Annotated in this window: 16 protein-coding genes and 2 pseudogenes; 5 read left to right on the plus strand and 13 right to left on the minus strand. The window is 64.9% G+C overall.

What is annotated here, in order from left to right; all coding sequences use genetic code 11:
* The 3 genes and pseudogenes from B4A72_RS05650 to B4A72_RS05660 all read right to left on the minus strand — a co-directional run.
* Positions 1-351, minus strand: a pseudogene (locus B4A72_RS05650) (5-(carboxyamino)imidazole ribonucleotide synthase); the annotation flags it as partial.
* Positions 344-829: a 5-(carboxyamino)imidazole ribonucleotide mutase gene (gene purE / locus B4A72_RS05655; protein ID WP_292958110.1), complete on the minus strand. Its 486-nt coding sequence runs from the start codon at positions 827-829 to the stop codon at positions 344-346. The gene purE and the pseudogene B4A72_RS05650, both read right to left, overlap by 8 nt.
* Positions 830-886: 57 nt before the next feature.
* Positions 887-1,105: a YdcH family protein gene (locus B4A72_RS05660; protein ID WP_292958112.1), complete on the minus strand. Its 219-nt coding sequence runs from the start codon at positions 1,103-1,105 to the stop codon at positions 887-889.
* Between the two features lie 218 nt (positions 1,106-1,323).
* Here B4A72_RS05660 and B4A72_RS05665 point away from each other — a divergent pair, with 218 nt between their 5' ends.
* The gene (locus B4A72_RS05665) at positions 1,324-1,734 is read left to right on the plus strand and encodes an Hsp20 family protein (protein ID WP_292958114.1); all 411 of its coding nucleotides are present in this window, start codon (positions 1,324-1,326) and stop codon (positions 1,732-1,734) included.
* Between the two features lie 11 nt (positions 1,735-1,745).
* Positions 1,746-1,973 (plus strand): DUF1150 family protein, encoded by a 228-nt coding sequence (locus tag B4A72_RS05670; protein WP_292958116.1) that lies wholly within the window; start codon positions 1,746-1,748, stop codon positions 1,971-1,973.
* Here B4A72_RS05670 and B4A72_RS05675 read toward each other — a convergent pair.
* From B4A72_RS05675 to trxB, 5 genes are all read right to left on the minus strand, one after another.
* Entirely contained in the window at positions 1,960-2,817 is an 858-nt protein-coding gene (locus B4A72_RS05675; protein WP_292958118.1) for a TolB family protein, read from the minus strand. The genes B4A72_RS05670 and B4A72_RS05675 overlap by 14 nt on opposite strands.
* Positions 2,814-4,280 carry an MFS transporter gene (locus B4A72_RS05680; RefSeq protein WP_292978210.1) on the minus strand — a complete coding sequence of 489 codons (1,467 nt, stop codon included), beginning with the start codon at positions 4,278-4,280 and terminating at the stop codon, positions 2,814-2,816. Before B4A72_RS05680 ends, B4A72_RS05675 begins: the two co-directional genes overlap by 4 nt.
* A gap of 73 nt (positions 4,281-4,353) precedes the next feature.
* Positions 4,354-5,214 carry a glycosyltransferase family A protein gene (locus tag B4A72_RS05685; RefSeq protein WP_292958122.1) on the minus strand — a complete coding sequence of 287 codons (861 nt, stop codon included), beginning with the start codon at positions 5,212-5,214 and terminating at the stop codon, positions 4,354-4,356.
* 111 nt (positions 5,215-5,325) lie between these two features.
* Positions 5,326-7,035, minus strand: coding sequence for a bifunctional sulfate adenylyltransferase/adenylylsulfate kinase (locus B4A72_RS05690; RefSeq protein ID WP_292978211.1), 1,710 nt, complete (start codon positions 7,033-7,035; stop codon positions 5,326-5,328).
* Positions 7,036-7,215: 180 nt separating this feature from the next.
* On the minus strand, positions 7,216-8,214 hold the full coding sequence (gene trxB / locus B4A72_RS05695; protein ID WP_292958126.1) for a thioredoxin-disulfide reductase: 999 nt from the start codon (positions 8,212-8,214) through the stop codon (positions 7,216-7,218).
* A 145-nt stretch (positions 8,215-8,359) separates the two neighbouring features.
* On the opposite strand from trxB, the gene B4A72_RS05700 reads away from it, so the two are divergent.
* A complete protein-coding gene (locus B4A72_RS05700; protein WP_292958128.1) occupies positions 8,360-8,860 on the plus strand; it encodes an Lrp/AsnC family transcriptional regulator in 501 nt (166 codons plus the stop codon).
* 202 nt (positions 8,861-9,062) lie between these two features.
* On the opposite strand, the gene rpmG is transcribed toward B4A72_RS05700, so the two are convergent.
* Positions 9,063-9,230, minus strand: a complete 168-nt coding sequence (rpmG, locus tag B4A72_RS05705; protein ID WP_022707377.1) for a 50S ribosomal protein L33 — start codon at positions 9,228-9,230, stop codon at positions 9,063-9,065.
* Between the two features lie 595 nt (positions 9,231-9,825).
* Here rpmG and B4A72_RS05710 point away from each other — a divergent pair.
* A pseudogene (locus B4A72_RS05710) lies at positions 9,826-10,537 on the plus strand (IS256 family transposase); the annotation flags it as partial.
* The gene (locus tag B4A72_RS05715; RefSeq protein ID WP_414692187.1) at positions 10,535-10,909 is read left to right on the plus strand and encodes a LysR substrate-binding domain-containing protein; all 375 of its coding nucleotides are present in this window, start codon (positions 10,535-10,537) and stop codon (positions 10,907-10,909) included. The pseudogene B4A72_RS05710 and the gene B4A72_RS05715, both read left to right, overlap by 3 nt.
* A gap of 11 nt (positions 10,910-10,920) precedes the next feature.
* Here B4A72_RS05715 and iolB read toward each other — a convergent pair whose 3' ends face one another.
* From iolB to B4A72_RS05735, 4 genes are all read right to left on the minus strand, one after another.
* Positions 10,921-11,727: a 5-deoxy-glucuronate isomerase gene (gene iolB / locus B4A72_RS05720; RefSeq protein ID WP_292958136.1), complete on the minus strand. Its 807-nt coding sequence runs from the start codon at positions 11,725-11,727 to the stop codon at positions 10,921-10,923.
* Positions 11,724-11,939, minus strand: coding sequence for a hypothetical protein (locus tag B4A72_RS05725; protein WP_292958138.1), 216 nt, complete (start codon positions 11,937-11,939; stop codon positions 11,724-11,726). Before B4A72_RS05725 ends, iolB begins: the two co-directional genes overlap by 4 nt.
* The gene (gene iolE, locus B4A72_RS05730) at positions 11,926-12,837 is read right to left on the minus strand and encodes a myo-inosose-2 dehydratase (RefSeq protein ID WP_292958140.1); all 912 of its coding nucleotides are present in this window, start codon (positions 12,835-12,837) and stop codon (positions 11,926-11,928) included. The genes B4A72_RS05725 and iolE overlap by 14 nt, the downstream gene beginning before the upstream one ends.
* 22 nt (positions 12,838-12,859) lie before the next feature.
* A partial coding sequence (locus B4A72_RS05735) for a thiamine pyrophosphate-dependent enzyme (protein WP_292978212.1) occupies positions 12,860-14,266 on the minus strand: 1,407 nt, incomplete at its 5' end.

The following is a 14,266-nucleotide window of genomic DNA, read 5'->3' on the forward strand; positions in this document are numbered from 1 at the left end:
CGCCGTGGCCAGCCCGATCTCGTTCAGAAAGGTCTTTTCGGCCAGCCTGTCCTGCGACACCGCCAGCGCATGGCGGCCGGGGCGTATCGGGCGCAGGCGTTCCAGCAGATCCAGTGCCGAGGTCGGCACGTTCTCGAATTCGTAGGTGATCACGTCCACGCTTTCGGCAAAGGCGGCAAGGGCATGGTCATCTTCGTAGGGTGCGGTCGTCAGCCGCCATGCCACTTCGCCCGCTGGCGCCGCGCCGGGGTCGAAGACATGGCAGCGCAGGCCAAGACGGCTGGCCGCGACCGACAACATCCGACCCAGTTGACCGCCTCCGAGAATGCCGATGCTGCGAATCTCATTCATCGGCGGGCTCCTCGGGGATAGAGGCGGACAGCGCGGCCCGCCAATCCTCCAGCCGCCGCGCAAGATCCGGATCGCCAAGCGCCAGGATCGCCGCCGCCATCAGCCCGGCATTGGCGGCCCCGGCCGCGCCGATGGCCATGGTCGCGACCGGAAACCCCTTGGGCATCTGCACGATGGAATAGAGCGAATCGACACCCGACAGGGCCCGCGTCTGGATCGGCACGCCGATCACAGGCAGCCGGGTCTTGGAGGCCATCATTCCGGGCAGATGCGCCGCCCCGCCGGCCCCGGCGATGATCACCTTCAGGCCGCGCGTCACTGCGCCCTTGCCATAATCCCACAGCCGGTCAGGCGTCCGATGGGCGCTGACGATCCGGACCTCGAAGCCGACCCCGAGATCGTCCAGAATTGTCGCCGCCTCGCGCATGGTCGCCCAGTCCGACTGGCTGCCCATGATGATTCCAACGGGTTTTTCCATGCGCCGCCCCCTTTTCTGGCCGGACAACGCCATAGCGCGCGCGGCGCTACGCCGCAATCAGGCGATGATGTCCGGGGTAAGTTCGTCTTCCAGGCGGGCGATCTGGTCCTTCAGCGCCAGTTTCTGCTTTTTCAGTCTCTGCAGGGTCAGCGTCGAGGTCAGCTGTTGCGACGACAGCGCCGAGATCGCCTCGTCAAGATCACGATGCTCGCAGCGCAGCGCGGTCAGCCGCGCCCGCGCGATCTGGTCATGGGACATTTCGTGATGCATGTTCATGGGGCGACACTTCGCTGACAGGCCTGCTTTCCTTTCTTATAGCCCCTTGCGGCCGCTGTGTTAACAAGAAGCTTGCGTCAGCCGCCCCGGACCGGGCGGGCGCGGCGCTGAACCCGGCGCGAACCTTGCGCCGGCGGCGATTCATTCACATATTGAAACCGGAAGGGTTGCCGCGACGGGATCCTCCGACAGTCGCTTTCATGGACAAGGGCTGAGAAATGAGCAAGATTTCACTGGGGACGCATCCCTATCTGCTGGGTTTCGACCAGCTTGAACGGCTGGCCGAGCGGGCGGCCAAGGGATCGGAAGGCTATCCGCCCTACAACATCGAACATGTCGCGCCGGATGGCTTTCGCATCACGCTGGCGGTCGCGGGTTTCGCCCAGGACGATCTGGCCGTCACCACCGAGGATCGGCAGCTTGTCATCAGGGGCCGCATGGCACCGGCCGATGACGATCGCGTCTTCCTGCATCGCGGCATCGCCTCGCGCGCCTTTCAGCGCAGTTTCGTTCTGGCCGACGGGGTCGAGGTCGTCTCGGCCGATATCGAGAACGGGCTGCTTCACATCGACCTGAGGCGAACGGCACCGCAACAGGTCGTCCAGACCATTCCGATCAGCCGCAAATAAAGGGGATCATCATGGATACCAAATTCGATTTCGGCGAAGGCGACAGCGCCAACACCGTCTATATCCGCAAGATCGCGACCAGCACCCTGCCCGAAGAGGTGCGTGAACAGGTTCCCGACCTCGACACGATGTATGCCGTCCACGATGCCGACGGCGAGCGTCTGGCGCTGGTGCGAGACCGTTCTCTGGCCTTCATGCTGGCCCGGCAGAACGAATTGTCGCCGGTCAGCGTCCATTGACAGGCTGCACCGGGGCACGCCCCGGTGCTGGCTGTTCGCGCGCATAGCGCATGAAGGCGAAGGCGCTGCCATCGGGTGCCCAGCAGGGAACGTTGAGGCTGCCCTGACCGCCGTGCAGATCGACCACGCGCCGTCTGTTGCCGCCGTTGATATCCATCAGCCACAACTGGACGGACCGGTCGCGGGGATGGCCTTGGGTTCCCGGCGGATAGGCCAGATACAGAACGTGCCTGCCGCAGGGCGAGGGATGCGGAAACCAGTTCACGTTTGCGTCGCGAAAGACCGGAGCGGCCTCGCTGCCATCAGCCCGCATCCGCCAGATCTGGGCCTGCCCGGTCGCATCCGAATTGAACCAGATGAATTCGCCGCAGGCCGAGAAATCCGGCCCGTCGTGATGGGCGAGGCCCGGTGTCAGGACCCGCTCGACCCCGCTTGCCATGTCCAGGACGGCAACACGCACCACCCGGTCGCCGCCGCGCGCGCAGGCATAGGCGATCCGGTTTCCATGCGCCGAATGCCACCAGCTTGGGCGCGCAAGGCCAAGATCGCGCGGACCGTTCCGTTCCAGAACATGGATGCCTGCGCCGCTGTCGCTTTGGCAGGAGAGGATGATCCGCCCGTCGGGCAGGAAACCGTGATCGTTGTTGCAGCGATGCAGTTCGCCGGTATCGATGCGCCAAAGCCCCCGGGCATCCGCGCGCCACAGATGGCCGCCGCCATTGACCAGGAACCAGCCGTCCGGATGCCAGTTCGGCGCTTCGATCAGCCGGTCGCAACGCAGCAGCACCCGGCTGGCATCGCGGTCCAACGCGAAAACTTCCAGCGACGAACGCCAGCCGCTCATTCCGCCAACGGCGTGTCTGCCGGCGGGTTCTTGCCGGGCCGGGGCGGCCCCATGGTCCAGCGCCGCAGGCCGAGGATGATCAGGATCGCCGTGAATGCGAAAAGCTGATAGGTCAGCGCATGGTTCATGGCGGCCGGATAATCCTGTCCGCCCCCGGCCTTCAGCCGCACGAAGAACAGGCTGGACACGGTCGCGATGCCCACCGCCGAACCGACCTGCTGAAACGCCTGCATCGCCCCCGCCCCGGCGCCCGCATCCCGTTCGGGCACGGCATGCAGGACAAGCTGGAACAGGGGCGAGATCGCCAGCCCCATGCCCAAACCGCAAAACGCCAGTGGCAGCGTGAACGCCAGCGCCGAGAAGGGCTGCGGCGGGTTGCCGGCGACATGGCGCAGAAACGCCATCCCGATCAGCAGCACCAGCGCCCCCACTCCCATCCGCACAGCCAGCCCCCTGGCGCCGAAACGCCCGGTGATGAAGCTGCCCGTCATCACGCCCAGCGGAAAGGGCGCGGTCGCAAGACCGGACTGGAACGGATCCAGCCCGAATCCGGTCTGGAAATAGATGGCCAGCACCAGAAACATTCCCGGAATCGCCGAAAAATGCAGCAGCACCATCAGCAGGCCCGACAGATAGCCCTTGTTCCGCATCAGCGCGACCGGCAGCAGCTGCGTGCGTCCGGATCGCGCCAGCCGAAGCTGCCGCCAGACGAACAGCGCGGCCATCGGCAGGGCGCCCGCCAGCAGGGCGATGCACCACCAGGGCCAGCCCAGCAGTGCGCCCTCGATCACCGGCAGCACGATCATGGTGATGGTCAGCCCGAACAGGCCGACGCCCGGCCAGTCGATGCTCATCTGCCGGTCGGGATCCAGCGCCGGGATCAGGCGGCCGCCCAGCACCATCACCAGCGCGCCGACCGGCAGATTGACCAGGAAGATCGGCCGCCAGTCCAGTCCCCACAGATCGGCCGTGATCAGCGCGCCGCCCAGCAGCGGCCCGGTCACGGCCCCCAGACTGATCACGACGGCGGACAGCGCAAAGGCCCGCGCCTTGTCGTCGGGCGGAAAGATCACATGCATGATCGCCATCACCTGCGGCACCATCATCGCGCCGCCCAGGCCCTGGACCGCGCGCGATCCGATCAGCATGGGCATGTCGCGGGCCAGCCCGCAAACCGCCGATGACAGCGTGAACAGCCCCACGCCCCACAGGAACAGCCGCTTGCGGCCCAGCTTGTCGCCGAACCGGCCGAACGGCAGCAGCCCGGCCGCGAAGGCCAGCACATAGGCCGCCGAGACCCATTCCATCTGGCTGGCCGAGGCCATCAGATCGCGCTGGATCGAAGGCAGCGCGACATTCACGATGGTGATGTCAAGCAGGTTCATGAAATTGCCCAGAAGCAGCAGGATCGTCGCCACCCAGGGATTGAAGTCCTGCGTCGTGGCGGCGTCGCGATCCGTCATGCCCTGTCCTTTCGATGCCTTCGGCAAGGAACCTGACCCATGGACCGGGCCCGCTTTGCGCCGCCACCCGACCCTAGGCGGGACGTGGCGGCAATTCGTCCGGTGCCTGCTGCGGCGGCTTGCCATCGGGCCACAGACCATAGCGGCGGCGGAAATACTCGATCGCCATGGTATCGGCCTGGCGCCGATCGCATCCGTTGTCGACGAAATGTTTCAACCCGTCCAGCAGCCGCGCATCGTGGCTGCGGGTCGGCTGTGGCGCTTCGGCGATCAGCCAGATCGGATGGCCATTGCGCAACAGATGGCCCGACAGCCAGGGATCGTCAACCATCCACAACGTCTCGGGGATGTCCCACGCCTCGGCAGGCAGGAAATCGGGACGGATCATCGCACCGCGATAGCCTTCGAGGATGTCCAGATAGCCACTTTTGACAAAGGGTTTTTTACGCCACGTTCCCAGACTTGCCGCGCGCCGCAGGCGATAGCGCAGGTCGCGCCGGAAACGCTGCGCGCGCGGCTGGTGGGCGGGATCGTGGCGCGGATAGTATTTCGTGCCTTCGGGCCGATCCTCGAGATTGTATCCCTTCTGAACCAGGCAGGCGTCGGGATGCTGCCTGCGCGCCTCAAGGAACCAGCCTGCCCAATCGGGATCATAGGCCTGATCGTCGTCGCAGAAGATCAGTTCGACATCCTGCCCCGCCAGATCCCGCGCGGCCGGCAGAACCTTGGTCGCGGGTCCGAAATCCTCGTCGACCAGGATCAGCCGGATACCTTTGGGCAAATCGGGAATCTCGGCTTCGGCCAGCGGAAACCGGCGGTGGCGCCGCGGCAGATACAGCCGGATCTCGTCCACCGGCGCCGACTGATTCAGCAGATCCAGCAGCGTCGGCCGGATTCGCGGCAGACGCGGCGGAATGGTCGTCAGGGAAATCACCAGGCCGGACAAGATGTCTGCTCCCCACATTCGCCACTTGCATCGATGCGACGGCCGCGAAACCCTGATGCGGCCGTCGGAAATCCGTGAAATGGCCGGACCGCGCCCGCCTCAGTTCAGCCCGATCAATCCCATGCTTTCCAGCGTCAGCAGCACCTGATGGGCGCATCCATCAACGTCGCGATCCTTGGTATCGACGCGCAATTCCGGGTTTTGCGGCTCTTCATAGGGATCGGAAATCCCGGTGAATTCCTTGATCTTTCCCTCACGCGCCAACTTGTAGAGCCCCTTGCGGTCCCGGCGTTCGCATTCTTCCAGATCGGTCGCGACATGGATTTCGACGAAGGCGCCGTAGGCCTCGGTCATTTCGCGGACGGCGCGGCGGGTGGCGGTATAGGGCGCGATCGGCGCGCAGATCGCGATCCCGCCGTTCTTGCTGATCTCGGAGGCGACATAGCCGATCCGCTTGATGTTGATGTCGCGATGTTCCTTGGAAAAGCCAAGCTCGCTGGACAGATGCTTGCGGACCACATCGCCATCCAGCAGCGTGACCGGACGGCCGCCCATCTCCATCAGCTTGACCATCAGCGCGTTGGCAATGGTCGATTTGCCGCTGCCGCTGAGGCCGGTGAAGAACACCGTAAAACCTTGCTGCGCGCGCGGAGGCGAGTTGCGGCGCAGTTCGCGCACCACTTCGGGAAAGCTGAACCAATCCGGGATATCCAGCCCCTCGCGCAGGCGGCGGCGCAGTTCGGTGCCGCTGATGTTGAGGACGGTCACGCCTTTCTCGATCTCGTCGGCGGGTTCGTATTGGGCACGTTCCTGCACATAGACCATATGCTTGAAATCGACCATCTCGACGCCGATCTCGTCCTGATACTTGCGGAACAGATCTTGCGCCTCGTAGGGACCGTAGAAATCCTCGCCCGCACTGTTCTTGCCCGGGCCGGCATGGTCACGGCCGACGATGAAATGAGTGGCGCCGTGATTGGCGCGGATCAGGCCGTGCCAGACCGCCTCGCGCGGGCCGCCCATCCGCATGGCCAGGTTCAGCAGCGACAGCGTGGTCGTGGCCTGCGGATATTTGTCCAGCACCGCTTCGTAGCAGCGGACGCGGGTAAAGTGATCCACGTCGCCAGGCTTGGTCATGCCGACGACCGGGTGGATCATCAGGTTGGCCTGCGCCTCTTTCGCGGCCCGGAAGGTCAGTTCCTGATGCGCGCGGTGCAGCGGGTTGCGGGTCTGGAACACGACGACGCGCCGCCAGTTCAGCTTCTTGAACATGGTGCGCAATTCGTTGGGCGTGTTGCGGCGACCGCGGAAATCGTAATGGGTCGGCGCCTGCAGGCCCTTGATCGGACCGCCCAGATAGACCGGCCCCGCCACATTGTGAAGATAGTTCACCGCCGGATGGGCCAGATCATCGGCGCCAAAGACCTCTTTGGCCTCTCGTGCCTTGTTCGGCCGCCATTTGTCGGTGACCGACATGATCGCCAGGATGACGCCTTCCTGATCGCGCAGCGCGATGTCGGTGCCCGGCTCCAGCCCTTCGGCGAAGGCCTCGCTGACATCGAGGTTGATGGGCATCGGCCACAGCGCCCCCGAGGCCAGCCGCATCTCGCTGACAACACCGTCGTAATCGGCCCGGGTCATGAACCCTTTCAGCGGATTGAAGCCGCCATTCATCAGCAGTTCCAGATCGCAGATCTGGCGCTGCGTCAGATCCCAGCTGGGCATGTGGCCCGCCTCGTCCTTCAATGCGGCGGCGGCTTCGGGCGAGACATAAAGCTCGGGGATCGGCGTCTGGTTCGGATGGGTCATGTGCAAGGGCTCGGATGGCTGAACGAAAGTGGGCAGGCAGCCGAGAACCGGCCGGCTACGAACCCGTCGCGCTTAGCCGCCCCGCAGGCAAGTTTCAACCTGGGCCCGCACTTTTCGCGCCAACAGCGCAGGGGCGCGTCCCGCCGCCTGACCGACGATACCCGCAGGCAAGCCGGCAGATCACCCGGCCGGGGCTTGTTCGGGCAGTTCGGCGCCGGCCGGATCGGGTTCGCCCGCCTCGTCACGTTCGGCCAGCCAGGCTTCGGCGTCCAGCGCCGCCATGCAGCCCATTCCGGCGCTGGTCACGGCCTGCCGATAGATGTGGTCTGTCAGGTCGCCCGCCGCGAAGACGCCGGGGATCGAGGTCCGCGTGGACCCGGCCTCGACCTTCACATAGCCGCCGGAATGCAGGTCAAGCTGGTCCTTGACAAGTTCGCTGGACGGCGCATGGCCGATGGCGATGAAAACCCCGTCCACGGCGATCCGCCGCGTCCCGCCATCCTTGACGGATGTCAGCACGGCGCCGCTGACCCCCAGCGGGTTCTCGGTCCCCGTCACCTCGGCCAGTTCGTGATCCCAGACGATCTCGACCTTCGGGTTCTTGAATAGCCGGTTTTGCAGGATTTTTTCTGCCCGCAGGCTGTCGCGGCGATGGACCAGTGTGACCTTCGAGGCGAATTTGGTCAGGAACAGCGCCTCCTCGACCGCTGTATTGCCGCCGCCGACGACCAGCACCTCGCGGCCGCGATAGAAGAACCCGTCGCAGGTCGCGCAGGCGCTGACGCCGAACCCCTTGAACCTTTCCTCGCTGGGCAGCCCCAGCCAGCGCGCCTGTGCGCCGGTCGCCAGAATCACCGCATCCGCCGTGATCCGCGCGCCGCTGTCGCATTCGGCCGTGAAAGGCCGGCGGCCCAGATCCAGCTTGGTGACGATATCGGTGACGACCTCGGCGCCCATCGCCCTGGCATGGGACTCCATCTTCACCATCAGGTCGGGACCCTGGATTTCGGTCTCGCCCGGCCAGTTCTCGACCTCGGTGGTGATGGTCAGCTGGCCGCCCGGCTGCATCCCCTGGATCAGCATCGGGTTCAGCATCGCGCGGGCACCATAGACGGCCGCGGTATAGCCCGCCGGTCCCGACCCGATGATCAGAAGTTTCACATGCGTGTCGTCACTCATCTTGCGCCCCGCTTTCGATTTGAGGCATCAGGTAATCCCTTGGTTCGGCTTGTGCAACATGGCCGAGGCCGGAAAGAATGTTGCGTAAACGCGGGCCGCATTGTAGTTTCCCGCAACGCCGGAACCCGTTTCAAGAAAGAGCAGCATGGCAGGCGCGAGACTGGACGACATCGACCGCAAGATCCTGGCCGAATTGCAGGCCGATGGCCGGATGACCAATGTCGAACTGGCGCGTCGCGTGGGCATCTCGGCCCCGCCCTGCCTGCGGCGTGTCCGGACGCTGGAAGAGATGGGCTATATCCGCGGCTACCACGCCGATATCGACCCCCGCGAACTGGGTTTCGAGGTTCAGGTCTTCGCGATGGTCCGGCTTGCGGCGCAATCGGAACGCGACCTTTCGGCCTTCGAGACGCTGGTGAAGGCATGGCCGCTGGTGCGCGAATGTCACATGCTGAACGGCGAGATCGATTTCATCCTGAAATGCGTCTCGCCCGATCTGCCCACGTTCCAGCGGTTTCTCACCAACAGCCTGACCGCGGCCCCGAATGTGGCCAGCGTCAAGACCTCGCTGGTCATCCGCGCAGCCAAGGACGAGCCCTCGGTCCCTTTCGAGGTGGTCGAGGAGCGGGTTCGCGAGGCCGGATAGCGGCGCCGATGCCCGGTTCCCGGCCAACCGCTGAACAACCGCCGCCACCCGTGGCCGGAATTGCCGCGCGGAATACGGAAAAAGGGCATCGCGCAATCGCAACACCCTTCCGGTTTCCGGACGAATTCCGGGACGTCCCGACGCGCGGCGCCTGACGGCTTCTATCGAAGTCGGGCTTGGCCCCGGGCAACAGGCATGATCGCTACTTGATCTTGCCTTCCTTGTATTCGACATGCTGCCGCACGACCGGATCGTATTTGCGAACGGTCATCTTTTCGGTCATCGTCCGGGCATTCTTCTTGGTCACATAGAAGTGGCCGGTCCCGGCGGTCGAGTTCAGCCGGATCTTGATGGTCGTCGGCTTCGCCATGGTTACTGCTCCTGCTTCGGGGAAAGCGCGGCGCAAACCCCGTGGAATTCGTTTGAAGCCCGCCTTTTAGCCGCCGCCCGCCCGAAGTCAACCGAAAACCACCCGCAATTCACCCGATCCGGCAAGCGATTGGCGGCTATGCAAATCATGCAGAACAGCGCCGACCCGATTGCAGAGCCGGTTTCCAAGCCGCTCATGCCGCACATCAGCGCGTTCAATGCGGCACAAACAGCAACAGGCTGTTCGAGGCGCGGAGGAGAAAGAGGTGACGGTGGCAGCCCGTAGGGAAGGCGACAGCATTGAAAAAAGCGGAAATTACGTCGACACCAACAAAAATACCAACAGGTGTAAGCGCCTTGGGGGGAGTTACGGTCGATTTTCGGGCACCTGTGACGGGGTAGACACAGCGAAATTGACTATGGTCGATCCTTGCACAAGCGGTGTCCCGACAGTTGGTGTAGTTCCCGCAGGTAGCGCGGGCAGCGCGGAGCCTTCGCGTAGCGAAGCGAGGTCCGTGCGGGTCGCTTGGCGGCCACGGCTGTTCTTCGGCCAAGGTTTGGTTTGCCGACCCGACCTTTGACCGAGGAGATCAACCATGACCAAGGACAGCCTATCAGAGACCGCGGCGCTGCGCGCGCTTTTGTCGGAGACATCCGACATCCACCTGCTTGCCGAGATGCTCGGGTTCGCGGCCGACCGCCTCATGGCGCTGGATGTCGACCAGCTGTGCGGCGCCGGGGCGCACGAACGCAGCGACGACCGTGTGAACCACCGCAGCGGTTATCGGTCCAGAGCCTGGGAGGCCCGCGCCGGGAGGGTCGACGTGATGATCCCGAATCTGCGCAAGGACACGTGCTTCCCCGAGTTCCTGGAGCCCCGCAGAGCGGCGGAAAAGGCCGTGACGGCGGTCATTCAGGAGGCTTATGTCCAAGGACTCTCGACCCGCTCGGTGGATCTGGTCAAAGCCATGGGCATGACCGGCGTGTCCAAGAGCCAGGTCTCGCGGCTTTGCGGCGAGATCGATGAACGGGTCAATGCATTCCTGGGCCGGCCCCTTGAAGGCGAATGGCCCTACCTCTGGCTCGACGCCACCTACATCAAGGTGCGGCGTGGCGGCCGGATCGCCAGAGTCGCGGCCATAGTGGCGGTCGCCGTCAACCTGGACGGCCGCAGAGAGGTTCTTGGCATCGCCGTCCAGCCCCAGCGAGGCAGAGGTCTTCTGGGACGAGTTCCTCTGCTCTCTCGCCGATCGCGGCCCGCGCGGGACCGACTACACGCTCGGGCTTTACGCATCGACAGGCTACATCGCGAGGCGGGGGCGGCCGGACAGCGTTGCGGATCTTGCCCGGCACGAGCTTGTCGGCTACGTGGAGGATCTGATCTACACGCCCGAACTGAACTATGCCTCGGACATTCTCGCGGACTGGCGATCGACCATAGAGGTGGCGACCGCGATCGGCCAGGTCGAGGCGGTTCGCATGGGCGCTGGGATCGGAGTGCTGCACGATTTCATGGTTGCCGGATTGGATCTCGAACCCTTGCTTCCGGAGGTCCGCGTGGAATGCAGCTACTGGACGGTCTGGCACGAGAACCTCAAGACGGACCGCCGGGTGCAAGCGGTGGTCGAATTCCTCGACCAGACCGCGCGGGCAGAACGCAGGTTGTTCGTTCGCGCCTGACGTCTTCGGCTTCATGCGTCGCCTTGCATGATCCACTCGACTTCCGGCGCTGGCACGAAGCGCCACTTGCGCAGCGGTCCGGCCATCACGTTGAGGTAGTACATCTCGAATCCGTAAGGCGCGCCGCAGGGATGGTGTCCGCGGGGCACCAGAACCACATCGCCGTCCGAGACCGCCATGGTCTCGTCGAGCCCGCCATCATCGGTATAAACCCGCTGGATGCCGAACCCCGAGGCCGGGCTCAGCCGGTGGTAATAGGTCTCTTCGAGGTAGGTGATGCGGGGGAAGTCGTCCTCGTCGTGGCGGTGGCTGGGATAGGACGACCAGTGGCCTGCGGGCGTGAAAACCTCGGTTACCAGCAGGCTGTCGCAATAATCCTCGTTTTCCATCGCGATGTTGTTGATGTGGCGGGTATTGGTGCCCTTGCCGCGTTCGGTGAGGGTGATGCCGTCCGGTCCGATGCGGCGTGCCTCGTGACCGCCCTGTCCGGGCGCCGAGCAGACCGCGATCACGCAGTCGGTCTCGGCCACTGCCTGCCAGTCGGTGCCGTTCGGCAGGTAGAGGCAATGGGGCGGCGTCTTTTCGAACACGTTCATCCGCTCGCCCAATACGCCCCAGTCCTGACCGGCGCCGGTGATGGCGGCCTTGCCCTCGACCATCACCAGGATGACTTCGCGATCGCCCGTCGCCTCGGCGGCCGTCTCGCCCGCACGCAGGCGGTAGAGTGAGAAGCCGACATAGCGCCAGCCCGCCGATTGCGGCGTGATCTCGTGGACCTTGCCATGCGTGCCGAAGGGTTTTCTTTGCAGATCGGTCATCGCTCGTCCTCGCGGTCGCGTCCCCGCGCCCGGGCCCTGGGGGACAGGAAGAATTCGTAGAGGCACCAGAGCCCGAGCGCGCCGAAGAGGATCGCCCAGAACACCGCGCCGGTGATCAACTCGAAGATCGCCCAGCCCAGGCAAAGCGCGACGATCAGCCCCCGCCGCCAGGCGGGGGCGAGGAAGGGGTGGTCGGGATCAAACAGCTTCATGTGCGGTGTCGAGGCCGGCCTCTGCCGCCATCCGCTTCAGCGAACGCAGCCCGAGAGCTTGATAATGCTTGGGGTCGCGCACCGCGCTGTCCTGTTCCGCCTCGATCACGAGCCAGCCGTCGTAGCCGTGCTCGGCCGCGATCTTCAAAACGGGCGCGAAGTCCACCGCGCCCTCGTCGTCGCCCGGCACGGTGAAGGCCCCGCGCCGCACGCCTTCGAGAAAGGACAGACCCTGCTCGCGAACTTGCCTGGCAATATCGGGGCGGACGTTCTTGCAATGAATGTGGCTCACGCGGCCCATGTATTTCCGCGCAACCTCGGCCGGATCGGCACCGCCGAACCATGCGTGACCGGTATCGAGCAGAAGGCGCGTCTCGGGGCCCGCCATCTCCATGAAGCGGTCGATATCCGCCGCGCTTTCGATGATCGTGCCCATATGGTGGTGATAGCCCATCTTGACGCCAAGCTCGTGCGCATAGGCCGACAGCGCCTCGTAGCCCTTCGAGAAGCGGTCCCATTCGGCGTCCGTCATGATGGGGCGGACGTTCACCGGGGTTCCGTCGCTGCCATGCACCGTGTTCGAACACTCGCAGGCATTGATGTGGTCGCCGCCGGCCGCCTTGGTGAACGCGATCCACTCTTTCAGGCGGGCCTTCTCGGTCTCGATGTCGTTCGTCAGGATGTTGGTCGAAAACCAGCCCGCGGCGAACCGCAGGCCAAAGGCTCCGAGCGCCTGTTTCAGCTCCGTGCCGTCGCCGGGCATCTTGTGCCCCTTCTCGATGCCGTCGAAACCGATCTCGCGGCAATCGCTCAGGCAGTCGTCGAGGCTCAGGTGATCGCCAATCGACCAGTCGTCGTCGTTGGACCACGCGATGGGGTTCGTGCCGTAAAGGATCATGGTGTGTCTCCCGAAGGACAGATCAATTGAAGGTTCTCTGAAGCGCCGCGTTGGCGTTGTAGCGGCGGCGGGCGTTTTCGAGCCGCTCGGGTCCGCCAGTCTGGGGCACGGCGACATCCCACCAGTGGCCACCGGCCCCGGTTCCGGGCACCGCGTCGGTCTCGATCAGGATCACGCTCGGCACGTCGCGGCTGCGGGCCTCGACGATCTTGCGTTCCAGATCCGCGATATCGGCGGCCTTCTCCGCATGGGCGCCCATTGCGGCGGCATGCGCGACGAAGTCGATCTTCGGCCAGACGTCGCTGTCCTTGTACATGTTGTTGAATTCGGCCCCGCCGCACTCGATCTGCAGCCGGTTGATGCAGCCATAGCCCGAGTTGTCGGTCAGAACGACCGTGAAGGGCACCTTGCGGGCGGCGGCGGTGGCGAGCTCGGAATTGGCCATCATGTAACTGCCGTCGCCGACGAAACAGATGACCTCCTTCTCCGGCGCGGCGAGCTTGATGCCCATGGCGCCGGCGATCTCGTAGCCCATGCAGGAATAGCCGTATTCCAAGTGATAGCCGCCCTGCGCAGCCTGCCAGAGCACCTGTAAAGCGCCGGGCATTGTGCCGGCGGCGCACATCGCCACGGTTTCGTCGGTCGCGACGCGCTGCACCGCGCCGATCACCTGTGCGTCGGTGGGCAACGCGTTCGTGTCGGGCTCCGGCGCCGCGGTGACGCGGCCGACCTCGGCGATCCAGTCCTCGCGTGACGAGGGGTCATGCGCGTCGAAGCGCAGATCACCGAGTGCAGCAGTCAACTTCTCGAGCGCGACCTTCGCGTCGGAGACGAGCGGCGTCGCAAGGTGCTTGGAGGCGTCATAGGGATGCAGGTTGATCGACACGAGCTTGCGCCCCTCGCGGCCGAAAACCGTCCACGAGCCGGTGGTGAAGTCCTGGAACCGCGTGCCCACTCCGATGACCAGGTCCGCCTTTGCTGCCAGTTCGTTACCGCAGCCCGATCCGGTCACGCCCGGCGAGCCGAAGTTCAGTGGATGGCTCGCGACGATGCCGCCCTTGCCGGCCTGGGTTTCCAGCACCGGAATGTTGTGCGTCTCGGCGAAGGTCCGAAGCGTCTCGTCGGCCCCGGAATAAAGCACGCCACCGCCCGACACGATCACCGGGCACTCGGCCTCGGCGATCATCCGGGCGACGTCGGCCACCTCGCGCGGATCGGGTTCCGGCCGCCGAATTCGCCATGTGCGCGGCGTGAAGAAGTCCTCTGGGTAGTCGAATTCCTCGGCCTGCACGTCCTGGCAGAAGGCGAGCACGGCAGGGCCGCAATTCTGCGGATCGGTCATCATCGCCATCGCGCGCGGCAGCGCGGTCAGAAGATGTTCGGGCCGCGAGATGCGATCGAAATAGCGCGCGACCGGGCGGAAGCAGTC

This window comes from Paracoccus sp. UBA5162, assembly GCF_002413585.1.
Lineage (GTDB): Bacteria > Pseudomonadota > Alphaproteobacteria > Rhodobacterales > Rhodobacteraceae > Paracoccus.